31 protein-coding genes are annotated in these 18,828 nt (G+C 37.0%); 22 read left to right on the plus strand and 9 right to left on the minus strand.

Annotated features, from left to right (window positions below):
* Window positions 1–37: 37 nt before the first annotated feature.
* Entirely contained in the window at window positions 38–1,186 is a 1,149-nt protein-coding gene (locus AC1W31_RS04870; RefSeq protein ID WP_481733285.1) for an acyltransferase family protein, read from the plus strand.
* A 51-nt stretch (window positions 1,187–1,237) separates the two neighbouring features.
* Here AC1W31_RS04870 and AC1W31_RS04875 read toward each other — a convergent pair whose 3' ends face one another.
* The 3 genes from AC1W31_RS04875 to AC1W31_RS04885 form a co-directional block, all read right to left on the minus strand.
* Window positions 1,238–1,558 carry a helix-turn-helix domain-containing protein gene (locus AC1W31_RS04875; RefSeq protein ID WP_481733286.1) on the minus strand — a complete coding sequence of 107 codons (321 nt, stop codon included), beginning with the start codon at window positions 1,556–1,558 and terminating at the stop codon, window positions 1,238–1,240.
* Between the two features lie 826 nt (window positions 1,559–2,384).
* The gene (locus AC1W31_RS04880) at window positions 2,385–2,960 is read right to left on the minus strand and encodes a hypothetical protein (protein WP_481733287.1); all 576 of its coding nucleotides are present in this window, start codon (window positions 2,958–2,960) and stop codon (window positions 2,385–2,387) included.
* 20 nt (window positions 2,961–2,980) lie between these two features.
* The gene (locus AC1W31_RS04885) at window positions 2,981–3,871 is read right to left on the minus strand and encodes a LexA family transcriptional regulator (protein ID WP_481733288.1); all 891 of its coding nucleotides are present in this window, start codon (window positions 3,869–3,871) and stop codon (window positions 2,981–2,983) included.
* A 58-nt stretch (window positions 3,872–3,929) separates the two neighbouring features.
* Here AC1W31_RS04885 and AC1W31_RS04890 point away from each other — a divergent pair, with 58 nt between their 5' ends.
* The 21 genes from AC1W31_RS04890 (at window position 3,930) to AC1W31_RS04990 (ending at window position 13,990) form a co-directional block, all read left to right on the plus strand.
* A complete protein-coding gene (locus tag AC1W31_RS04890; protein ID WP_481733289.1) occupies window positions 3,930–4,172 on the plus strand; it encodes a hypothetical protein in 243 nt (80 codons plus the stop codon).
* Window positions 4,173–4,299: 127 nt separating this feature from the next.
* Window positions 4,300–6,174: a hypothetical protein gene (locus tag AC1W31_RS04895; RefSeq protein ID WP_481733290.1), complete on the plus strand. Its 1,875-nt coding sequence runs from the start codon at window positions 4,300–4,302 to the stop codon at window positions 6,172–6,174.
* 46 nt (window positions 6,175–6,220) lie between these two features.
* Window positions 6,221–6,589 (plus strand): hypothetical protein, encoded by a 369-nt coding sequence (locus AC1W31_RS04900; RefSeq protein ID WP_481733291.1) that lies wholly within the window; start codon window positions 6,221–6,223, stop codon window positions 6,587–6,589.
* A 51-nt stretch (window positions 6,590–6,640) separates the two neighbouring features.
* The gene (locus tag AC1W31_RS04905) at window positions 6,641–6,823 is read left to right on the plus strand and encodes a hypothetical protein (RefSeq protein WP_481733292.1); all 183 of its coding nucleotides are present in this window, start codon (window positions 6,641–6,643) and stop codon (window positions 6,821–6,823) included.
* A 22-nt stretch (window positions 6,824–6,845) separates the two neighbouring features.
* Window positions 6,846–7,124: a hypothetical protein gene (locus tag AC1W31_RS04910; RefSeq protein ID WP_481733293.1), complete on the plus strand. Its 279-nt coding sequence runs from the start codon at window positions 6,846–6,848 to the stop codon at window positions 7,122–7,124.
* 136 nt (window positions 7,125–7,260) lie between these two features.
* Window positions 7,261–8,166, plus strand: a complete 906-nt coding sequence (locus AC1W31_RS04915; protein ID WP_481733294.1) for an AAA family ATPase — start codon at window positions 7,261–7,263, stop codon at window positions 8,164–8,166.
* Window positions 8,167–8,194: 28 nt separating this feature from the next.
* Complete coding sequence (locus AC1W31_RS04920; RefSeq protein WP_481733295.1) at window positions 8,195–8,803, plus strand: hypothetical protein; 609 nt, start codon at window positions 8,195–8,197, stop codon at window positions 8,801–8,803.
* Entirely contained in the window at window positions 8,790–9,113 is a 324-nt protein-coding gene (locus AC1W31_RS04925) for a hypothetical protein (protein ID WP_481733296.1), read from the plus strand. The genes AC1W31_RS04920 and AC1W31_RS04925 overlap by 14 nt, the downstream gene beginning before the upstream one ends.
* A 44-nt stretch (window positions 9,114–9,157) precedes the next feature.
* Window positions 9,158–9,433, plus strand: a complete 276-nt coding sequence (locus AC1W31_RS04930) for a hypothetical protein (protein WP_481733297.1) — start codon at window positions 9,158–9,160, stop codon at window positions 9,431–9,433.
* The gene (locus AC1W31_RS04935; RefSeq protein WP_481733298.1) at window positions 9,417–9,872 is read left to right on the plus strand and encodes a hypothetical protein; all 456 of its coding nucleotides are present in this window, start codon (window positions 9,417–9,419) and stop codon (window positions 9,870–9,872) included. The genes AC1W31_RS04930 and AC1W31_RS04935 overlap by 17 nt, the downstream gene beginning before the upstream one ends.
* Window positions 9,865–10,065 (plus strand): hypothetical protein, encoded by a 201-nt coding sequence (locus AC1W31_RS04940; protein ID WP_481733299.1) that lies wholly within the window; start codon window positions 9,865–9,867, stop codon window positions 10,063–10,065. Before AC1W31_RS04935 ends, AC1W31_RS04940 begins: the two co-directional genes overlap by 8 nt.
* Before the next feature lie 121 nt (window positions 10,066–10,186).
* Window positions 10,187–10,705, plus strand: coding sequence for a host-nuclease inhibitor Gam family protein (locus AC1W31_RS04945; protein WP_481733300.1), 519 nt, complete (start codon window positions 10,187–10,189; stop codon window positions 10,703–10,705).
* Window positions 10,702–11,139 carry a hypothetical protein gene (locus AC1W31_RS04950; protein ID WP_481733301.1) on the plus strand — a complete coding sequence of 146 codons (438 nt, stop codon included), beginning with the start codon at window positions 10,702–10,704 and terminating at the stop codon, window positions 11,137–11,139. Before AC1W31_RS04945 ends, AC1W31_RS04950 begins: the two co-directional genes overlap by 4 nt.
* Window positions 11,127–11,423: a hypothetical protein gene (locus tag AC1W31_RS04955; protein WP_481733302.1), complete on the plus strand. Its 297-nt coding sequence runs from the start codon at window positions 11,127–11,129 to the stop codon at window positions 11,421–11,423. Before AC1W31_RS04950 ends, AC1W31_RS04955 begins: the two co-directional genes overlap by 13 nt.
* A complete protein-coding gene (locus tag AC1W31_RS04960) occupies window positions 11,411–11,719 on the plus strand; it encodes a hypothetical protein (RefSeq protein ID WP_481733303.1) in 309 nt (102 codons plus the stop codon). The genes AC1W31_RS04955 and AC1W31_RS04960 overlap by 13 nt, the downstream gene beginning before the upstream one ends.
* A 21-nt stretch (window positions 11,720–11,740) precedes the next feature.
* Entirely contained in the window at window positions 11,741–12,064 is a 324-nt protein-coding gene (locus AC1W31_RS04965; protein WP_481733304.1) for a dATP/dGTP pyrophosphohydrolase domain-containing protein, read from the plus strand.
* 1 nt (window position 12,065) lies between these two features.
* Window positions 12,066–12,281 carry a hypothetical protein gene (locus AC1W31_RS04970; protein WP_481733305.1) on the plus strand — a complete coding sequence of 72 codons (216 nt, stop codon included), beginning with the start codon at window positions 12,066–12,068 and terminating at the stop codon, window positions 12,279–12,281.
* A 2-nt stretch (window positions 12,282–12,283) separates the two neighbouring features.
* Complete coding sequence (locus tag AC1W31_RS04975; RefSeq protein WP_481733306.1) at window positions 12,284–12,700, plus strand: hypothetical protein; 417 nt, start codon at window positions 12,284–12,286, stop codon at window positions 12,698–12,700.
* A 22-nt stretch (window positions 12,701–12,722) separates the two neighbouring features.
* Window positions 12,723–12,941: a hypothetical protein gene (locus AC1W31_RS04980; RefSeq protein WP_481733307.1), complete on the plus strand. Its 219-nt coding sequence runs from the start codon at window positions 12,723–12,725 to the stop codon at window positions 12,939–12,941.
* Between the two features lie 141 nt (window positions 12,942–13,082).
* Window positions 13,083–13,424, plus strand: coding sequence for a hypothetical protein (locus AC1W31_RS04985; RefSeq protein WP_481733308.1), 342 nt, complete (start codon window positions 13,083–13,085; stop codon window positions 13,422–13,424).
* 47 nt (window positions 13,425–13,471) lie between these two features.
* Window positions 13,472–13,990: a helix-turn-helix domain-containing protein gene (locus tag AC1W31_RS04990; RefSeq protein WP_481733309.1), complete on the plus strand. Its 519-nt coding sequence runs from the start codon at window positions 13,472–13,474 to the stop codon at window positions 13,988–13,990.
* Window positions 13,991–14,038: 48 nt separating this feature from the next.
* On the opposite strand, the gene AC1W31_RS04995 is transcribed toward AC1W31_RS04990, so the two are convergent.
* The 6 genes from AC1W31_RS04995 to AC1W31_RS05020 form a co-directional block, all read right to left on the minus strand.
* Window positions 14,039–14,467, minus strand: coding sequence for a hypothetical protein (locus AC1W31_RS04995; RefSeq protein ID WP_481733310.1), 429 nt, complete (start codon window positions 14,465–14,467; stop codon window positions 14,039–14,041).
* Window positions 14,464–14,982, minus strand: a complete 519-nt coding sequence (locus AC1W31_RS05000) for a phage virion morphogenesis family protein (protein ID WP_481733311.1) — start codon at window positions 14,980–14,982, stop codon at window positions 14,464–14,466. Before AC1W31_RS05000 ends, AC1W31_RS04995 begins: the two co-directional genes overlap by 4 nt.
* The gene (locus tag AC1W31_RS05005; RefSeq protein ID WP_481733312.1) at window positions 14,975–15,313 is read right to left on the minus strand and encodes a hypothetical protein; all 339 of its coding nucleotides are present in this window, start codon (window positions 15,311–15,313) and stop codon (window positions 14,975–14,977) included. The genes AC1W31_RS05000 and AC1W31_RS05005 overlap by 8 nt, the downstream gene beginning before the upstream one ends.
* A 97-nt stretch (window positions 15,314–15,410) precedes the next feature.
* Window positions 15,411–15,626 carry a hypothetical protein gene (locus AC1W31_RS05010; RefSeq protein ID WP_481733313.1) on the minus strand — a complete coding sequence of 72 codons (216 nt, stop codon included), beginning with the start codon at window positions 15,624–15,626 and terminating at the stop codon, window positions 15,411–15,413.
* Window positions 15,627–15,908: 282 nt separating this feature from the next.
* Window positions 15,909–18,389, minus strand: coding sequence for a phage portal protein family protein (locus tag AC1W31_RS05015; RefSeq protein ID WP_481733314.1), 2,481 nt, complete (start codon window positions 18,387–18,389; stop codon window positions 15,909–15,911).
* Window positions 18,390–18,399: 10 nt separating this feature from the next.
* On the minus strand, window positions 18,400–18,819 hold the full coding sequence (locus AC1W31_RS05020) for a hypothetical protein (RefSeq protein WP_481733315.1): 420 nt from the start codon (window positions 18,817–18,819) through the stop codon (window positions 18,400–18,402).
* Between the last annotated feature and the right edge of the window lie 9 nt (window positions 18,820–18,828).

Here is an 18,828-nt window from a genome sequence, read left to right on the forward strand (position 1 = left end):
TAATTTTGTAAACCATAATTGTACGATACAAAACTGAATGCAAAACCCACATCAACCTGTTTATTTTCCTAACCTCAACGGAGTACGTTTTATTGCTGCTTTTTCTGTGTTGATTCATCATACTGAACAAATTAAATATTTGATGGGTTTGGAGAACATTTATGGAAATTACTTTATTAAAAATTTAGGAAAATTAGGCGTTGGTCTTTTCTTTGTTTTGAGTGGTTTTCTAATTACTTATCTATTGTTGAGCGAAAAACAGCGTAGAGGAGATATTTCAACCAAAGACTTCTATATTCGTCGAGTTCTCCGCATCTGGCCACTCTATTTTATCATTGTCATCTTAGGATTTTTTGTTTTTCCCAATATCCCAATCTTCGACGAACCCTTGAGAAATCAATATTATTTTGATGCAGATTTTTTCAAAAGATTGCCTTTTTTCTTACTCTTTTTGCCCAATTTGGGATTTGTATTTTATCGTTCTCCTTATCTATGTGCGCAAACGTGGTCGGTAGGAGTGGAGGAACAATTTTATGCGATCTGGCCGTGGATTATAAAAAGTAAAAACCCAGTAAAAACCTTCTTCAAATTATTAAGTATTTTTCTGTTGATTTTAGGAATTTTTTGGCTTTATGTATTCAAAATCAGTGATTTATCCGAAATGATGAAGCAGAAAATACAAGATGGATTAGCGTTGTTTTTTAGTCAATTTAGGATATTGACGATGGTAATTGGAGGTATGGGTGCTTATTTGGTTTTTAATAAACAGGAAAATGTATTGTCAGTTTTATTTAGAAAAGATGTTCAAATTATTGCCTATTTAGTTTTATTCCTGATGTTAGGAACTGGTTTTCATTTCCCGGGATTAAACATGGAATTTTACGGAATATTCTTTTGCTTTTTTATTCTGAATGTATCCCGAAACCCCAAATCAATTTTTTATTTGGAACAAAAAATCATCCATTATTTGGGTAAAATTTCTTACGGTATTTATATTTATCATCCTGCTATAATTGTATTATGCGTCAATACAATTCATTTCTTTTTTGGTAAAAATATTGATGTTTTAAATTTCAATTTATTGCTATATCCATCGGCTATATTAATGACTATTTTAGTGTGCGAACTTTCCTTTAGATTTATAGAAACGCCACTCTTGAAACTAAAAGATAGATTTAATCGCTAAATTAAAAAGCTCAAAATTGATGTCAATTTGAACTTTTTAATTCAAATAATTTTATTTTTTTTCAAGGAGTTTCGCTTGCAAATCAATTATTTGTTTCTGCATATCAATAACTTCCTCGGCCTTAATCGCCACATACCCAGTCCTTGGCTCCTCCACCACTGACATATTCTTAATGGTTGTTTCGCCTGCCAAATATGCCACATTTACACTCAAAGTGTCAGCTATTCTGCTTAACTGGGAATACTTCGCATCATTTCTATTTAAAATTGCGTGCAAAGTAGCTTCGGTAATTTTTGATTTCGTAGCTAACTGTAGTAGGGTAATTCCTTTTTCTGCTACTAATACCCTTATTTTATCTTCAATTCGATTCATAATCTTTGAGAGTTGTAAAGTACGGGCAAGGAAACGAAATGTACATAAATGAATAGTGAAAATTGATGAAAAAAAGGGTTGCAATTGATTGATTTATAGATAGTTATAGTGAAAAATGATGAAAATTGCCTAAAAAAACGAAATGTACAAGTTTACTATTTTGTACTACCTATATACTGTTACGGTAGATGAATGTGAATGATATGTAATTGCTATTACTATTAGACCCCCACAAATATACAAAAAACCCTTAAAACAGCCTAAAAATAGACTTTTTTAAGGGTTTTTTTTTTGCTTGATATTGTGAGAATTGAGAACAAAATATATCATTTAAAGAGCATTTATAAACAGTTTAAAAATGCCTAAAATATACGAATTTTGCGTACATTTTGTCTTGGATTACCAGTTGGATTACCATTTGGATTACCACTGCTATGTAAGAAACGCTATCGAAACTACGCAATTTATGTATAAAATACGCAATATTTGTATATATTTAGCGTGAAACACCCCACCAAGAACACGGATAAAACGTGGAACATACTTATAAGTAACTGGAAATCAATAAATTGTGTTGAAATTTTAAAAATAGATCTATGATTTCATGTGTGTGCGTGAGGATATGGGGTTTTTGCGTGTACACGAAATGAATACTCTCTACGAGTTATAAATATTATTTAAAATGATTTTTACTATTCGTTGAGATGCTATTATTTCGGGGTTGAGGATTATTAATCTCTTTTACTTTATGTATTGTATCGGGAAGAGCAGCGGGCGAAATGAAAGGTAGTTAAATTGCTGTACAATTGTGTTCAGAGTAGAGTTGTTACAAATATTCAGATTTTCTTTTAACAGGTGTTATTTTATCTATAATAAAATATGCCATACCCAAATAATAGGTACTATCTGTGGTTAGATCCTTATTAAATTCAACAGAGATATTGTTCATGGCAGAAGGTGAAATATAAGCAACATCATTTTTAACCATTCTTACAAATGTTCCTTTTATTGTATATTTTTTTTCGGTTACAAGTTGTGAGACCATTCCTTTATCAATCAATCCAACTATTTCAATGTGAATGTTTTTATTATCTGTTAATAACTCTTCAAAATTTACAAATTTTGCCACATACCCTTTGTTTGATAATTGTCCAGAGGTTTCGAGAACCAAAGTAAGGCTATCAAGAGATTTTGAGGTTTTATAAAATTTCACAAGTTCTTTTTCAAAATGTTTGCTTGTTTGAGCATTTAAAATATCGTTTTGAGACCAATATGGATTTTTTTTGGCAAAATCCATTACAAACTTATTGACTTCGGATATTGCCTTGGGTCTTTTTATGGGCTTGTTTGGCGAAGAGCAAGCAAAAGAAATGGCGATAAAAATTAAAATGAGATTTTTCATTTATTTAAAAATTAAAAATGTTAAAAATTATTCCTTACAATTTGTACGATATTATAGAGTTCATAAACTTCTGTTAGGCTTATATCAAAATCTGGATATATTTTCTTGTCTAAATTCAGTGATTCGCAAGAAATTAAACAATTCTCAACATCGTGGTGAGTAATCCTTTTTATGATGATGCCACTTTCGTGTACAATAACATAATTGGGCCACTGAAAAATATGCAGCTTACTTTTCCAGTGATCTCTGTGTATCATTCTACCAACTGCGACTTCTCCATTAGAGATAGAATGCTTTGAGTTATTATCCATTGAATCCCCTCTTACATTAAAGCCTTTGTAGTCTCCTTTGTGATGTTTGTCAACAATAATTGAAAACTTTGGTAACTCTTCTAAAAATTCAGAATCTGCGTAACCTGACAGATAACCAGCGTAAGCATATTGTTCTACGAGTGGAATAAACATTTGCATTTTTCCATTACCAATATCAATAAATGATTTTCCACTTATATATTCCACGACAGATTCTTGAACACTTTTAATTTCGCCAATCTCTTCTGCATTATTATGTTTCTTATCAAGCGGTACTGCTTTTTTATTAAGCGGTATTTTTTCATCACAATTTTCCTCTATTTCCCCCACTCCTCGCAAAATATAATCCATACTAATGTCCTTGCATTTTTCGGAGATTAAATCATAATCTAACATATCTCTTGTTCTCCAAGAAGACAAAGTTTGAGGTTTAATACCTAAAAAATCCGCAAATTGCTTATCACTTTTTAAATTATAGTAGTTTTTTATCTTATTGATAATCAACGACTTACTTGATTCTGTACTCATTTTGCGTAATTTGTTTAAAAATAATTCTTTTTTGATTTGATTATATGCAAATTGCGTATTAATATTGTGCATAAGTAGTAATTAATACTACAAAGTGTGTAAAAGTAACCATAAAATAACATAACACAAAATGGGGAAATCAGAGAATAGCATAGATGCTGAAAAAAAATTCGCAGATGATAAGTATTTGAAACATGGCGATTTGAGACAGTTGGCTAATACACTTGGGGTTCATAAAAGCTCTGTATATCAAGTGTTTCAGGGAGTTAGAGAAAATCAACGTATTGAGGAAGCAATTAATAGTTTAATTGAAATCCGCAAAGTGCAGTTAAATGAGATTGTGAATAATGTTGCAGGAGTAAATATAAACTAATACGACTATGCCACATGACTATAACGGAAAAATTGCTGTAAGAGCAAGCGAGTTGATCCCTACGTGGTATAGTTCAATCGCAATACTATCGAAGCAATTAACAAGGGACAAAGAAAAGTCTTTCGGAATGAAACGACTGCAACAGGCAGGCAATGGCAGAGAATTATTAATAGACTTTGATTCGCTGGACATTGAAATACGGAACGCCTTGGGTGATCCTCGGAAGGTGACGAATTGGATGGATAAATTCTTTGAATTGGACAGCATGGCGGGACAGTATTACAGTGCTTACCGATTTGATGGAGGTGGCGGGTTAGGTAATGATCACATTGAAGAGTATATGATGAATGCCAGTACGTTGAAGGCCTGTAAGTTATTGAAGGAAGCACGGGAACGAGAACGAAAAACGAAAGGTGGAAGCCTTAGAGGGGTTTCAACAACGATTTGGATTGATGCAATACAATATAGATCAGTACAAAAAATGAAACTCGGTTTTGGGCATACGTTGCCTAACAATGAGCGAAGGTTTACGGAGGCTTATAAGCAATTTGAACTATTGGGTTATGCTTCGTTGATTTCGAGAAAACACAATAATAAGAATGCGGTGAAAGTGACAGCGGATGTAATTGAGTTGCTGAATAATCTATTTGCAGGGACGAGATTAAAACCTTCGATGACGGATGTAACCCGACAGTACACAAAATTCTTGGTGGGTGCTTTGGATGTGATAGATCATGAAACGGGGGAAGTCATTAAACCCGAAGGTTATCCAGATTTGAGCGATACGACCATAATGGGATATTTGGCGAAATGGGATGCGGCGATTGCGACACACAAGAAACGGAGTGGTAATCGACAAACGTACATGAATGGATTTAAGGTGTATCATAAACTGGAAATTCCAAAGTATTCAAATTCGATTGTTTCGGTGGATGATAGAAACCCACCTTTCAAGATGGAAGATGGGAAACGAGTTTGGTTTTATTGTGCAATTGATTTATGCAGTGAGGTTTGGACTGGCTGGGTACACGGAAAAACGAAAGAAGGTATTATTCTGGATTTCTACCGACAATTAGTCAGGAACTACGCAAAATGGGGTTTTGGATTGCCACGTGAATTGGAATGTGAAAGTTCGTTGAACTCGACGCTACGGAACGGACTATTGCAAGATGGTAGAATGTTTGAGAAAGTACGGATTGAGGCAAACAATGCTACGGGAAAGAAGATTGAGCGGTATTTTGAAGAGTTGCGTTACCGCAAGGAAAAAGAGGAAGAGGGTTGGATTGCGAGACCTTTTGCACAGAATGAAGCGAATCAGGTTGGCGATGGTATTGTACCCGTTTTGCCTTATGGCAAGATTGTTAACATCGCTGAAAGGGCAATGAACGAATGGAATGAGGCGGAACATCCTCGCTATCCTGGGAAAACAAGATTAGAAGTTTTTGCGGAAACACAAAACCCGAAACGTACACCAATTTGTTGGGAGTTGATTTTGCCATACGTGGGATACGAAACAAAAACGAGTTGTGGCAATGGGGTTATGGCCCTAAATAGCAATACTTTTTGTATTGCCAATTCTATCGGGAAATTAGCAAGTGGTGAGGAGTTGATTAATTCAATGAAGCTAATTGAAGGCAAGAAAATTACGGTGAAGTGGTTGGACGACAACGAAGGCGAAATAATTAAGGCTTTTGCCTATAAGGACGATAGGATTATATGTGAATTGGTGAAACAACCGACTTATAGCAGAGCCTATTTTGAACGGGTGGACTCGGAACACGGAAGCGAGAATTATGCAATGATGTCGGCTTATGCCAATACGATAGCCTCTTTTGGGAATGCACAACGAAAGAATATTACGAGCATTACGCTAATGAAAAACCTTTCGGCGGATAAGCCTGTGGAAAGTGTGAGGATTGTTGAGGTGTTGGAAGAGGTTGAAGATGAGCCAATTACTTATGTGATGCCGAAGAAAAAGCGGAGCCTTTTGGATAGGTTTTAAGAGTTATGAATTATGAATTATAAATAAGCACAAAATGAGCTATCAAATGAATTTGCCGAAAAAACGGACAGCCTACCAATATTGCGTTTTGCAATACCACGGAAATCTAAATGTGAATGAATATGACAATGCGATTGCGGAATATGAGGCCCGCATTAATCGACTCAAACAACGGATTATCATAGAAAAATTGCCCGATGACCATTTTTTCTACCAGCAAATTAGATGGATGCAGGGAAATAGGATTGAGTTATTGCGAAAAACGGCTCCTTACTTATTTAAAGATTTTTGGGAAGGAGAAAAGGAGGTTAGTGTAAGTGTGGAAGAAGATGATTTACAAAAGGCAAAGGTTGTGTATAAGCAATTATTAGCAAGTGGTGTAGATGCTAACTGTTTGATTTTGGAAGAAGTTTAAAATATTCACCTGCTCACCTCTGATTGAGGTGGGCAATAAACAAACAAAAAGATGATAAATGGATTGCTTTGGTTTTTTGGGATTGGGTATGGGTTTGTGGGGATATTGGCCGCTATGGGAGCCAATGAAATGTTGAAGAATGTAGGATTGAAAAGGGTATTCGTATTCGGGTTTGTATTGTTGTTTTGGGGAGTGTTGTACGTGGATACGATGATTAGAGAGGCTAAAAGATAACCTTAAAACCTACCATTCAGATATGAAAAAATTCACTAAAATTTTTGTTTTAAGCAATTTCTCAGAGGTGTGTTTTCGGATGATGATTGACCATGGACGTATTAATTACTACTTAGAAGCCTCCGTGTATGTGCGACATACTTTGTTTGAGGAGCGAGTTTTTGAAGAAACGTTTGATGATTTGAAAAACACGTTTGAGGCTTTGAATGACCAAACGGCCGAACAGTTTGCCAAGTATGCGTATAACGAAGTAGAGGTTTTGGAAGATGAAAACATGGGGCTTGATGCTCTGCTAAACTAACCGACGATGAACATACAAATCAATTACGCTACAAAAGAAGAATTTCGTGCCATTATGCAAAGCCTGCCTTATATGGGCGGTATGAACGGAACAATATTTATTGAGTGCAATACTAACACTAAAATACGAAACGAAGATGCTACAAATAACAACGGATTACAAAGAAAAGGCACTGGCCGCACTGCTTGAACAACGGGCGAATTTTGACGGCTCTGATACTGCTTTTGCAAAGCAATGGGGTATTAATAATGCGGTCTATTCGAGGTTGAAAAATGGCGAAATGGCGGGACTGCTAAAGGATGGGCAATGGCTGAACATTGGGCGTGAGTTGAACGTGACGATGAACGAGCGAAAATGGAAAATGGCGAAAACGGAAGTGTTTGAAGTGATTGAACAGGAAATAGTGTTTTGCCAAAATTTTGCTAAATCTCGAATATGCGTTGACGATTGTGGTATTGGGAAAACTTACTCCGCAAAATACCTCTCCCGTACCCTGAAAAACTGCTTTTACATTGATGCCTCGCAAGCGAAAACCAAGCAATTATTTATTCGATTATTTGCGAAAACGATTGGGGTTGAATTTGGGAAATATGCGGAAATGAAGGCGAATATAAAGCATTACTTGAAAATGTTGCCGAACCCGATGGTGATTATTGACGAAGCGGGAGATTTGGAATATTCGGCATTTTTGGAATTGAAAGAGTTTTGGAATGCTACGGAAGGGGTTTGCGGGTGGTATTTGATTGGAGCGGATGGATTGAGAGAGAAAATTGCCAGAGGGATTAATTCTAAAAAGGTTGGTTTTCGGGAGTTGTTTTCTCGCTATTCTGAAAATTATACTTCACCCGTGCCACAGGGAACGCAAGAACGATTAGAATTTTATCGGACGCTAATCACAGATGTTTTGAGCGTGAATATGGACGATAAGAGCAAATTAACCTCCATTGTTTCGAGGTGTTTGACGAAAGACGAAAACGGGAATATTGGAGGTTTGAGACGGGCTGAATCGTTGTTGATTTTGACAGGGAATGGCAATAGTTAGGACGATAAGTATTAGTAATATGCTGAAAATGAAGCATAGTACATTTGATTTTGAGGCTCCGTGGAATGCGGCGTTTTCGGATGAGCCGAGTGATTGTGGTTTTTGGATGATTTGGGGAAAAGAGAAAAACGGAAAGACTTGGTTTGCCTTGCTTTTGGCGAAATATTTGGCAACGCTCCGAAAGGTTTTGTATGTGTCGGCCGAGGAAGGTGTTGGGAAAGAGTTTTGTGATAGCATAAGACGGGCGGGAATTGCGGTAAGTGATAAGAATTTAGGTTTTTTGGAATATACTCCTCTGCCTGACCTACGGATAATGTTGAGCAAAAGGAATGCTCCTAACGTGGTTTTTTTGGACAATACAACGATTTATAATTCGGAACTGAAAAACGGAGAATTGCAGAAGTTGAAAGATGATTTTCCGAAGGTATTGTTTGTATTTATTGCCCACGAAGAACGGGGCGACCCGTACACTGCCTCGGCAAAGCTCTGTAAGAAATTAGCAAAAATAATTGTACACGTGCAAGGATTGAAAGCGTCGGTGTCTGGCCGAACAAAAGGTGGCGATTACATGATTGACGAAGAAAAAGCAACGCTTTACTGGGGTGTACCCGAAATGCAAGAACATGAGCAAGATTGAGACATTGACAATGACAAGCAGAAAAGTTCGGGAGGAATTAGGTTTGTCGAAAGAGGAAATATTTTGGATGCAGATAGACTTAGGCAGTGAGTTTTTACGGATGTATTTTCCCGACAACTCGCTACTAATGGCTACGCAAACAAACTTCTGGGATGTATGGGTTTTTGAGTGGATTAAGGATGATGCTTTGATATTGTCGCAAGATTGGGAATTGCGAGAAATTGGTGCTGGTGGCTATGAATATTTGAAACGGGGAATTGAAGATTTTAAGATTTTGGAACAATTAAAGGCTCTTTTGGAGTGGAAATGATGCTACAATATACAAGTGATTGCAAATCAAACAGGTTGGAAAGGATGCTTCTGAAATCTTATGTTCAGGAAATGGTTGCAGATACAAATTTATGCTCAAAGGTGTGGGGTGAAAATGGTGATGAATTAGCGGGGTGTCTTAGAGCAATAAAGTTAAAGTGTGAAGCTACAAAGAAGAGTTCAACAGGACGAATGGAAGATAATTTCGAGTTTGAAATACTTCATGTCGAAAAAACTATCAACATCTGGCATACTAAGGTTACCACTGGCGAACGAGATGAATTAATTGCAAAAATTACAGAAAATGACCCAAAAAACTAACGTAAAACTACACGCATTACTCAGCAAGGCTGGGTATATGGAGCAAAAAGCGGATTTAGTGTATTCGTTCACGAATCAACGAACGGGGAGCAGTCGGGAAATGACGGAGAATGAGGCGGTTGATTTGGTGATACATCTCCGTAATGTGATTGATAAACAAGAACAGCAAGCGGCAAAACCCGAACTTGATAAAAAGGAGGAACAGAAACAATCTACTCGTAGATACATTATTTCAATCTGGTATCGGATGGAAAATGCCAATACGGTGGACGAACGTAAACAGGCAGTGAAAGTTTGTATGGCATGGGTTTCAACGCATTTTAAAGCCTCTTTAAACTCCTTTGAAATGGCTGATTTATTCAAAATTAAATTGGCCGCAGAAAATGCACTGAAAGATAGAGCGAAGGCAGTGAGGAGGGCGGCAAATGGAGATGCCTAAAAGACCAGGGGCGAAAATGCGGGAGGCATTGGAAGCACGAAAGCGACAGGACGTAAAAGATTATTTTGAATCGCTAAGGATAATTGATGTAACGTTTGAGATAATGGAATCTAAAATTTTGGGTCGTTACGAAGAACAAAGGATACGCAAAAAATTTATTTACAACAAAACTTGGAAAATCTATGAAATCTAAAATTTAAAATTGGGCGTGGGGAGTAGCTATATTTTTTACGATTGTGATATATAGCGGGGTTGCGGTGGCAGTAGTAGGCTTATTTTTTTAATCAAATTTTCAACCAATAATTTATAATAACATGGCTAATAGTAAGACAAAAAAAGTAGTGATTAAGGGTGTGAGTGAAATGGTGTTTCAGGATTGTTTGCAAGAATATGCAACGCTGGACGCTCGACAGGCTTCGATATTAGCAAAATTGGATGAGAGTATTGCGAGCATACGCAGGAAATCAGAAGATGAATTGAACGGGATTAAGGAGAAAAAGGAATCCGCTTTTGAATTAATTCAGGTGTATTGTGCCGAAAATTCACAATTGTTTGCGAAAAGAAAATCTTTGGAAACATTGCATGGCGTAGTAGGATTCAGGACGGGAACGCCGAAGTTGAAAAACCTCAAAGGCTTTACGTGGGCCTCAGTAACGAATTTGATTAAGGAGTTCTTGCCAACCTATATTAGAGTCGTAGAGGAACCCGCAAAGGATTTGATTTTGGCGAATCGGGATACGATTTCGGACGAAGATTTGAAAAAAATTGGCGTTGAAATTGTGCAAGATGAAATGTTTTATATCGACTTAAAAAAAGAGGTAGTTGCGGCATGATAAAAAAGTATGTGTATACGAGTAAGCACTTCGAGGGAGAAGTGCTACTCTGGTACTCGCAAGATGCTCCTGAATTATTAGTAATGTTTGATATTTCAAAAGCAGAAATTGCGGAGGTTCAACATATTGCATTTTTGAAGAACTTTCCGAGGAGTCTTGACGAGTTGAAAAATTTGGTTAGTTTGGATTCTGCTAACCGTAGCATGGTTGAGTATTTTGATAATGTAACGTTTGCGGTTTTCTGGGAAAAATATGATCACAAACGGTTATCGTCCAAATTGAAAACGGAAAAAATTTGGAATAAGATGAGCGAGTCGGAACAATATAAGGCTTATGGCTTTATTGAGCGGTACGAGAACGATTTAAGGCGTTCGGGTGGGATTAGTAAAAAGCATTGTGAAACTTATTTAAACGCTGGGTTATGGAACAATTAAACAAAACGGACATAAAAAATTATTTGGATTTGGTGGGTCATGAGGTAGAACTAAGTGGGTGTTTGTTTTCAAAGCATAGAGATATTAAGAAATCAATTTTTACTATTTCGGGAATAAATTTTCAGACTTTGGATAATGGTAACAATGAAAATCCGCCAATTTTTAAGTTATTAATTATGGATTTTCGGATGGATAAACCGAGATGGACGAAATTTTTTAATGATGGAAATGGGATGAGTTTAATTCTAACAATCAATAAAGTACACTTTGTATGGAACAATTGAGCGAATTCAAACAAGAGACAAGAGGCGAATTCAAAGCGGTTTGCACGAAGTGTAAAAAAACAGATTGGCTCACAGAAACTTATATTGAAGGTGAAAAGCAGTTAGATATTTTGTGTTACAATTGTGCAGAGGAGGCAGGTTTTTGCTTTGGGTGTGGGAGTTTTTCAGCTGGAAATAATGAATATGATACTTCAAGATTAGGGGCTTATTGTGGGGCTTGTCAAGATGAAATTAGAGATGTTTGTGATGATGATAGATATGATTTTGATGATTATTGTGATTTTGATGATGAATAAATACTAAAAAATAACACTAAAATGGAAAAATTATTTAATGAGATTGTGGGTTGGCAGGATATTACATTCCCTGAAGGTAATGCTATTTCAATGGCAGTACATCTATACGAAGAGGTTGGTGAATTAACGCAAACTGTTCGATATGAAGATTTACTTGGTAAAGTACAGACCACAGATGATGAGTTAGCGGATTGCTTAATATTGCTTTTTGGTATTGCCCATAAAAGAGGAATGAGTTTTCAAGATGTTGAGAAAATTATTATCGCTAAAATGGAAATCAATAAAACTCGAAAATGGAAGAAACCTAATGCTTATGGAGTAGTACATCACCTTAAAGAACAATAAAATGATACTAACAAAAAAACAAAGACAAATTGCGGGCAATATGCTGATGTATGTTGTAATATCTGAACTGATTGAAGAGAACGAGTGTGATACCGAAGCAGAACAGGAGGTATTGACAGAATTAATTGAAGGAATTGAATTGAAAATAGGAAAGTTTGATATGATTCCTACGAATAGTTTGGCCGAAATAATTGAGTTTGTTAAGGGTGGGTGTTGAACATGGAAGCTATTAATTATTCTAAGGAAATACAGGAGCTTGCACGATTGGGAGGGAATGTGAAAAGCTATTATTCGGAAGTAGTAAGGAATACAGCAAGAAACAAGTTGCGAGCAGTGGCAGAGAGTTATGGATTTAGTTTTGTGCATTGGGAACTTACAGGACGGTGGCAAACTTACACGGAACTTGAAACGGTTGAAACGGTAAAAGATGAAACGGTAACGCTTAGAATTGAAACGGTAAAGCATGAGACGGAAACGGTAAAAATGCCTAATAAAGGCTATTTGAAGCCTATAAAGGTTGAAACGCTAAGTGAAACGGTTTGCGAACAATGTTTGAAACGGATTGAAATTGGACGCAAAACGAAACGGTTTTGTGATGATAAATGTAGAGTGAGGTTTAATAATGCTCGACGGTAAAGCACATTAAAAAAAATAAATTATGGCTTATAATTCCCGAAACCACATGAAGCGAGTCGGATTCGTAATGAAGCATTACGACGATTGGAAGGCAAAAAACGGTGATATACCCGATACGCATTTTGTCAAAGTAATTTTGAGGGATTTAGGACACTCAATGACTTATACAGGATTTATGCAAGGGTATAAGCATAAAAGAAAGATGATTAAGGTAAATAAAAAACAATTGGTTTTGTTCTAAGATAAGGTTTGGTAGTTTAGAATGCCGTAGCAGATTGTTACGGCATTTTTTTTATTAATTATTAAAAATATTACCCTTAATAGTTTGCACTATGCAAACTTATAACTATCTTTGTAAGGTAATCAAAAAACGTTCTTTTACATGACAAACAAACAAATCGCAGATAAGCTACTAAGTGTAGCATCTGAAAACCCAACAGGGTTCACAATTAATCTAACCGATTTTCAACCAGTTAAAAGAGGTTGGGCGGTGGCTCTCAAAGAAACTCAAAATTGTTTCGGCAGAGTGGGAGCAGAAAAAGTAATTAGTGTGGCATTGGAAAAGACCAGTGCAATTGTAGGAGGTTGGAAATATGGCAAAGAGTTTTATTTTGATGCCGTAATGATACTCGAAAATGAAGATGAAGCAACCAAGTTGGGAATTGAAAATGAACAAATTGGAATCTACGAAATTCACACAAACACTTACAAAGAATTAATTTAAAGGATGGGGGGTAAAACCCCTACCCTTTTACCAAAAATATCAAAAATATGAAAACTATCGTTGAAAATTTAGATCGTATTTCGTACCTCAATGAGGCACAAAAGAAAAGTATTGAAGTGAAAGCTCAGGCACATTTACGTTTTTCAAATATCTCTTTTGACGTGAAAAAAGTGGATGAAAAAGAGTTGATTGTGCAAACGGTACAATTGAAACATTTGAGTGAGAATTATGCGGATGCCAAAAAACTGATTGAGGTCACTGAAAGTATATTTGCACCCGTATTGTACGGACGCAAATTACGAGTTGGGGCAAAGCCTTACTTTGAAGCACCCGCCGACGTGGTAACGACTGCATGGATAAAAGAACAAATGGCAAAGCATGGAATTAAGGCGGCGGAATTAGAGGAAAAGTTGGGCATTGACAAAAGTACGATTTCACAGTATTTAGGCGGAAAACGGGAACTTTCAAGGGGTGTGAAAAGTATGTTTTATTTTTTCTTTGCTTATAGTGAATTGGTGGGTAAGACTATAAAAACGGATAATTCACAATTTGCTATGGGAGCTTAATTTTTTATCCATATAAACAAAAAAGCCTGTGAACTTCACAGGCTTTTTTTATGACTTTAAGTATTGGGTTTGAAACTTCATATTGAGAATTAAAAGGCCGTCGGGGCGGTTTTCTTCTCCTGCGGAGGTTTGATGAATTAGGATGTTTTGAATGCCTGTTTGTGCCTCGATTGCTTGCTCAATGCTTTGAATAATGTCGAAATATTGAAGCGATTGGTTGCGAGCTTGTTCTGTGAGCGATGCGGAGGTTTGACCCACGTAGTCGAAAGCTACTCGAACCGTAATAATGGCGGTTCGGCGTTGGGTTGCTTTGCCAAGGTTTTCAATTCTTGGAATATCCAGTTTGATTAAGGCACAGGGGAACGCCACAGCGGGCCGTTCTTTATAGTATTCTAATTGTCCTTTGTCTTTGTCGATGAATCGTAATTCGGTGACGGTTGCGAGTAGTTCTACAACCCGCTGATAGATTTCTTTCATTTTAAAAAATGTGCCATGAGGCGTTTTGCAATGATGATGTTTAGGTTTGCCGAATGTCCAATAAATTGGCGTTTAGGCATAGTAAACGATGATTCTTTGAAAGTAAAACCTTGTCCACTGGTTGTGCCTCCTTTAAACTTTCCTTTTTGTTTGCCTGAACTAAACCGATTTCTTTGGAAGGTTTCGGAACGGGGTTTTCTGGTAATTAATCCGCCTTCGTTATGAACTTTTGCATAAGGAACTTTTGAGGAACCTGCGGAGATGGTTACTTTGTCGGCTGAAACGTGACTTGGGCGAATGCTCCCCATAAGTTGTGCGGTTCGTATCATTAATGAACCACGACTTACAGGCTTTTTTGTATCCGACCACGGCACACCATCCCACGATTTTGTTACGAAACTTTCCTTGAAAAATTCGGTGGCGGTTTCGGCAAGAATGGAAGGAACTTCGCTATTCATTCGATGCTCGAAATTAGCAAACCAATCTTGCAAGTTTTGTTGATTATGATTAGGCATATTTTTTGATTTCGGTTTTTAGTATGTTTTCCCATTCCTTGATGTTTCTGGCTCGGACGGCTTGGGCCTCAGCAAAATCGGTTGTCCACCAGCGTTTTTCTTTTTTTCCACTTCCGACGTAAATAATAAATAGTTCATCTTCGGAATTGTCGGAATTATGGTTGTAGTGCAAACGTTGATTGTTTTCAATTCTGCCATTTATGCCGACGATTTGGAGATTATCCGACACGGTGAAGGCGGGGTGCGAAACATCCCGTTCTAAGGTTTGTATGTAGGTTTCTACTATTTTGCCGTAGGTTGGGGGAAGGTTGATGTTGTGAGTTAATTGCATTTGATTTTTATTTAAACCAAATTATATTCTGAAAATATAGCAGCCATTTGGCGAGTACTTAGAATATAATTTGGAATAAGGTGGATTTATATATTTTTTATTCTGGCTTTTGATAAATATATAATGTGTCCACTTTGTTGTTTTTGACGACTAATTTTTTAATTGGAATAATTGGTTTGTGGGATTCTATATCATCTGAATGGGATAGAATTCTAATGCCTTTATTTATTCCTAAAGTGACAATTATACCGACAATTAAGCAAAAGATTGCTCCGAATCTAAATGCTTGTGCTAATCCTTCTGAATCGAACATAGTGTTAATTAGTTAGGGTTTTCTTTGTTTTGTACGAATTTTTATGAAGAATAAGAATTGAAAATAGTACCATTCTCCATATTGTTTGCTTCCAATTTTTTCGATTTGGATAAGAGAAGATTCGTTTATAATTTTTGTGAAATTAGAATTATAAGTAACCTTACGAAGACACAAAATTGTTAATTCAGTTTTGGATATTCTGAAAATGATAAATCTGAATATTGAAATGATAAGTTTGAATTCCATTTTGCTTATAGCGTTTAACGGCCGTTTAAATGTGATTTAATTTTTAATTAAAAGTCCCCATCTTTCCGCCAAATCTGCTAATTTAAAGAGGGCCTTAATGATTAGATTTCCGTCTTTTAATTCGGCAACAAACGCAAGCGGTTCAGAATCTTTGTAGTATTTTACGTACAGAAATTGATTGAAAATACCTCCTTTTGTTTCGGCTTTGTGCCATACTTCGTCGGGTTTTTCTAATATGAATTCAATTTCATTGATTAGCTTACTATCTTTAACGGCCTGTATAAATTCTTTTTCAGGAATATTAATTTGTCGGTTATTGTAATCGTGAAAATTGATATTCTTATCTTGAAAATACTTCCATGCTTCCTCGGTTGTGCCTTCGTTTTCTGTGATTTTTGATTTTGGAATTACCTCCTTTATCTTAAAATCGCTTGGACTAAGATTCGATAACAGCCTATCCGCTTCACTTTGCTTAGTAATATATTGCTGATTGGCAGAAAAGACTTGCTCGGTTTCGGCTCGGTTAATTCCCCATCCTGATTTGGTTGCTTTCTGGAATTCTTCGGAGGCAATGAAGGCCTCAAAAGTTTTGATATTCTCTTCGATATTTTGACCATTGAGTTCATTTTTGAGTCTTGGCACGATGTAACATCGACAATTCCACCCGTTTGGTGGATAGATTTTTTGCCATAATTCGTGCGTTGATGGCAAAATTAATCCGTCTAATAAATTGTGTTCAGGGCGTACTTTATTATCATCTACCGTTTTGTATTCCCAGTATGGGTACAATTCGGTTTGGGTGATTAATCGCTGATACGTTGCGGAGGTTTCGCCCACAGCAATGGCGGTATTGTATTCGGTTCGCAACCAGTCCACATTGTGCATTTTAGTGATTAATCCCGCACGTATTTTGAAATCGTTGAACGAATTGCTACTTCTGAATGCCTTATTGAGCAATTGACTTTCTGCCAATGTTTTGATGCCTCCGAAACGGAAAAGATTCATTTCGTAGGCAGTCAAAGCAGCGGGGTCGTCGAGTCCGTAAGTAATACCGATTTGCCCAATTAGTTTCGCCTTTTTCTTTTTTCTGTACCCTTTTGAAAATGCCTCTGTAAGGTTTTGGGTGGTGAAAGAGAAAAGTTCTTCATCAAATTTTCGTTCTCCTTTATCCTGGAAAAAACGTTCTAATAATTGCTCGTCGTTTAGGCTTCCAGATAGCTTAATTAATGTGTGGGCTTGTCCACAACACTGGTTCTGATTCGCCTCCTGCTCGGAGGCGTTCAGAAAAAAACTGAGTGCGTTTTTCTTGGTGGCGTTCGGGTCGGTTTGTTGGGTGGCTTTTTCCTTTACTTCAATTCCGAATTTGTTTTTCATCCATGCAGGGTCAAAATCGAAATATGGCAATGAATCTTTGACAAAATTCCATAATTGGGTGATGTCTTCGGCAGGTTCAAACTCGAAAGTTAGGCCGTCTTTGATAATGCCATGTTTTGCAAGGGCGGGCAAATTGATATTATTCCACAATTGTTCTTGCCATTGCATATCGTCCTGAACGATGTACCACAACATATCCTGTGCGGTGTCTTCCTTGCCTTTGCTTCCGAATTTGGTGTCTTGTCCGATAACAGTTCCCGAAATAGCGAGACAAATTCTATCCCCTGCTACCTTGATAAGGTTCTCGAAAACTTCTCCTTTAGTATTTACGTTATCGGCAAATTCAAATTCTTCGGTGGTGTCGATAATGAACCATGCGGCGGAACCCATGTCTTTCATCATCTGCTCAGCTCTTTCTAATTCCTTCGGGTCGGTGGTGTTTGTTTTCATTACACGGGGAGGAATTCCGTAGATTTCGCATAATTCTGACCAGCACGAAAGGGCATAGCGAAGCATGATTACGTTTGGAATGCACTTATTCAATAGTCCGATTTCGCCCGTATTGTATTCAATAACCCACGTGCCAAATTCTGCCAATTCCCGATATTTTATTCCCTTGCTTTGGTCGGTTGCATCCGCAAAAAATGTACCTGTTTGTTGGACGATATTGGTACGGGGAATGAGTTCGGCGGTTAGTTGCTTTTTGGCATCGAAAATGAATTGAATTACTGAATTTCCGTAGGTCTTTGACTCTAATCCTTTTTGAGAAAGAAAGCGGTAAAGGTGATGTTTTTTTAGGATGTCGGTTTGTTCTTCGTCCACTTCGCCTTTTGCATTTTTCAAAATAAAGGGCATTGAAAGTGATTGTTGAAAACGGTTATTGGTTTGAGAGCCTAATAAAGCATCTTCCATCACATCATCGTACAAAAGTTGTTGCAGATAATTGGAAGGAGAATCGGCATTATAATACATCGTTTCGGCTCGTTTCCAAGACTCCATGTCTTTTCGGGTTTTGGAAACGGATTTCGCAACCCATGGAAGCGGTTTCTTTTTGGCATCCTGTATCGGTGTTTTGAGGGATGGAGCTAATGTTGTGGCAATGCTCGTTCCAATTCTTGTAGCGAGTGTTTGGATAATATTCATATCTATTTAATTAAAATGAATGATTGAATTTTGGTCTTGAACCTGAGCGAAATGGCTTGGGTTCAAGGTTGTTGACTGCCAGTGGGTAATTTGGTAATCGAGTTTTTCCGCTTTGAATTTTCTCTAATTCCTTAATAGCGGATGAGTAGCGACGTTCGGCCAATTCTAAATCTACGGTTACATTACATACTGCGATGGCGTGCCATTTGGCGATGTCCTTAATGTAGGTTGTAATGATTTGAAATGGATTTCGGTCGTTTCCTGTGGTGGCGAAAATGGTTGCGGTGTCGTATCCTGATAGATAAGATTCTACGATTTGTTGTCCTAATAGTAGGGCATTGTTAATTTTCTCTTCGTCATCACGAGATATTATTTCTTGTGCTTCCGCATAGAGATGTGTTTGAAATTCTTCTTTTGTTACAAATGCCATGTTTTTTGG

This window comes from Arcicella sp., assembly GCF_964672035.1.

Excerpts from the sequence above, each read along its gene's own strand:
- AC1W31_RS04995 (WP_481733310.1), bottom strand. The coding sequence starts at position 14,467 with ATGAAAGAAATCTATCAGCGGGTTGTAGAACTACTCGCAACCGTCACC.
- AC1W31_RS04945 (WP_481733300.1), top strand. The coding sequence starts at position 10,187 with ATGGCTAATAGTAAGACAAAAAAAGTAGTGATTAAGGGTGTGAGTGAA.
- AC1W31_RS04900 (WP_481733291.1), top strand. The coding sequence starts at position 6,221 with ATGAATTTGCCGAAAAAACGGACAGCCTACCAATATTGCGTTTTGCAA.
- AC1W31_RS04880 (WP_481733287.1), bottom strand. The coding sequence starts at position 2,960 with ATGAAAAATCTCATTTTAATTTTTATCGCCATTTCTTTTGCTTGCTCT.
- AC1W31_RS04960 (WP_481733303.1), top strand. The coding sequence starts at position 11,411 with ATGGAACAATTGAGCGAATTCAAACAAGAGACAAGAGGCGAATTCAAA.
- AC1W31_RS04940 (WP_481733299.1), top strand. The coding sequence starts at position 9,865 with ATGCCTAAAAGACCAGGGGCGAAAATGCGGGAGGCATTGGAAGCACGA.
- AC1W31_RS04950 (WP_481733301.1), top strand. The coding sequence starts at position 10,702 with ATGATAAAAAAGTATGTGTATACGAGTAAGCACTTCGAGGGAGAAGTG.
- AC1W31_RS05005 (WP_481733312.1), bottom strand. The coding sequence starts at position 15,313 with ATGCAATTAACTCACAACATCAACCTTCCCCCAACCTACGGCAAAATA.
- AC1W31_RS04985 (WP_481733308.1), top strand. The coding sequence starts at position 13,083 with ATGACAAACAAACAAATCGCAGATAAGCTACTAAGTGTAGCATCTGAA.
- AC1W31_RS04955 (WP_481733302.1), top strand. The coding sequence starts at position 11,127 with ATGGAACAATTAAACAAAACGGACATAAAAAATTATTTGGATTTGGTG.
- AC1W31_RS04935 (WP_481733298.1), top strand. The coding sequence starts at position 9,417 with ATGACCCAAAAAACTAACGTAAAACTACACGCATTACTCAGCAAGGCT.
- AC1W31_RS04870 (WP_481733285.1), top strand. The coding sequence starts at position 38 with ATGCAAAACCCACATCAACCTGTTTATTTTCCTAACCTCAACGGAGTA.
- AC1W31_RS04910 (WP_481733293.1), top strand. The coding sequence starts at position 6,846 with ATGAAAAAATTCACTAAAATTTTTGTTTTAAGCAATTTCTCAGAGGTG.
- AC1W31_RS04920 (WP_481733295.1), top strand. The coding sequence starts at position 8,195 with ATGAAGCATAGTACATTTGATTTTGAGGCTCCGTGGAATGCGGCGTTT.
- AC1W31_RS05000 (WP_481733311.1), bottom strand. The coding sequence starts at position 14,982 with ATGCCTAATCATAATCAACAAAACTTGCAAGATTGGTTTGCTAATTTC.
- AC1W31_RS04930 (WP_481733297.1), top strand. The coding sequence starts at position 9,158 with ATGCTTCTGAAATCTTATGTTCAGGAAATGGTTGCAGATACAAATTTA.
- AC1W31_RS04890 (WP_481733289.1), top strand. The coding sequence starts at position 3,930 with ATGGGGAAATCAGAGAATAGCATAGATGCTGAAAAAAAATTCGCAGAT.
- AC1W31_RS04975 (WP_481733306.1), top strand. The coding sequence starts at position 12,284 with ATGGAAGCTATTAATTATTCTAAGGAAATACAGGAGCTTGCACGATTG.
- AC1W31_RS04895 (WP_481733290.1), top strand. The coding sequence starts at position 4,300 with ATGAAACGACTGCAACAGGCAGGCAATGGCAGAGAATTATTAATAGAC.
- AC1W31_RS05020 (WP_481733315.1), bottom strand. The coding sequence starts at position 18,819 with ATGGCATTTGTAACAAAAGAAGAATTTCAAACACATCTCTATGCGGAA.
- AC1W31_RS05015 (WP_481733314.1), bottom strand. The coding sequence starts at position 18,389 with ATGAATATTATCCAAACACTCGCTACAAGAATTGGAACGAGCATTGCC.
- AC1W31_RS04925 (WP_481733296.1), top strand. The coding sequence starts at position 8,790 with ATGAGCAAGATTGAGACATTGACAATGACAAGCAGAAAAGTTCGGGAG.
- AC1W31_RS04875 (WP_481733286.1), bottom strand. The coding sequence starts at position 1,558 with ATGAATCGAATTGAAGATAAAATAAGGGTATTAGTAGCAGAAAAAGGA.
- AC1W31_RS05010 (WP_481733313.1), bottom strand. The coding sequence starts at position 15,626 with ATGTTCGATTCAGAAGGATTAGCACAAGCATTTAGATTCGGAGCAATC.
- AC1W31_RS04990 (WP_481733309.1), top strand. The coding sequence starts at position 13,472 with ATGAAAACTATCGTTGAAAATTTAGATCGTATTTCGTACCTCAATGAG.
- AC1W31_RS04965 (WP_481733304.1), top strand. The coding sequence starts at position 11,741 with ATGGAAAAATTATTTAATGAGATTGTGGGTTGGCAGGATATTACATTC.
- AC1W31_RS04905 (WP_481733292.1), top strand. The coding sequence starts at position 6,641 with ATGATAAATGGATTGCTTTGGTTTTTTGGGATTGGGTATGGGTTTGTG.
- AC1W31_RS04885 (WP_481733288.1), bottom strand. The coding sequence starts at position 3,871 with ATGCACAATATTAATACGCAATTTGCATATAATCAAATCAAAAAAGAA.
- AC1W31_RS04970 (WP_481733305.1), top strand. The coding sequence starts at position 12,066 with ATGATACTAACAAAAAAACAAAGACAAATTGCGGGCAATATGCTGATG.
- AC1W31_RS04915 (WP_481733294.1), top strand. The coding sequence starts at position 7,261 with ATGCTACAAATAACAACGGATTACAAAGAAAAGGCACTGGCCGCACTG.
- AC1W31_RS04980 (WP_481733307.1), top strand. The coding sequence starts at position 12,723 with ATGGCTTATAATTCCCGAAACCACATGAAGCGAGTCGGATTCGTAATG.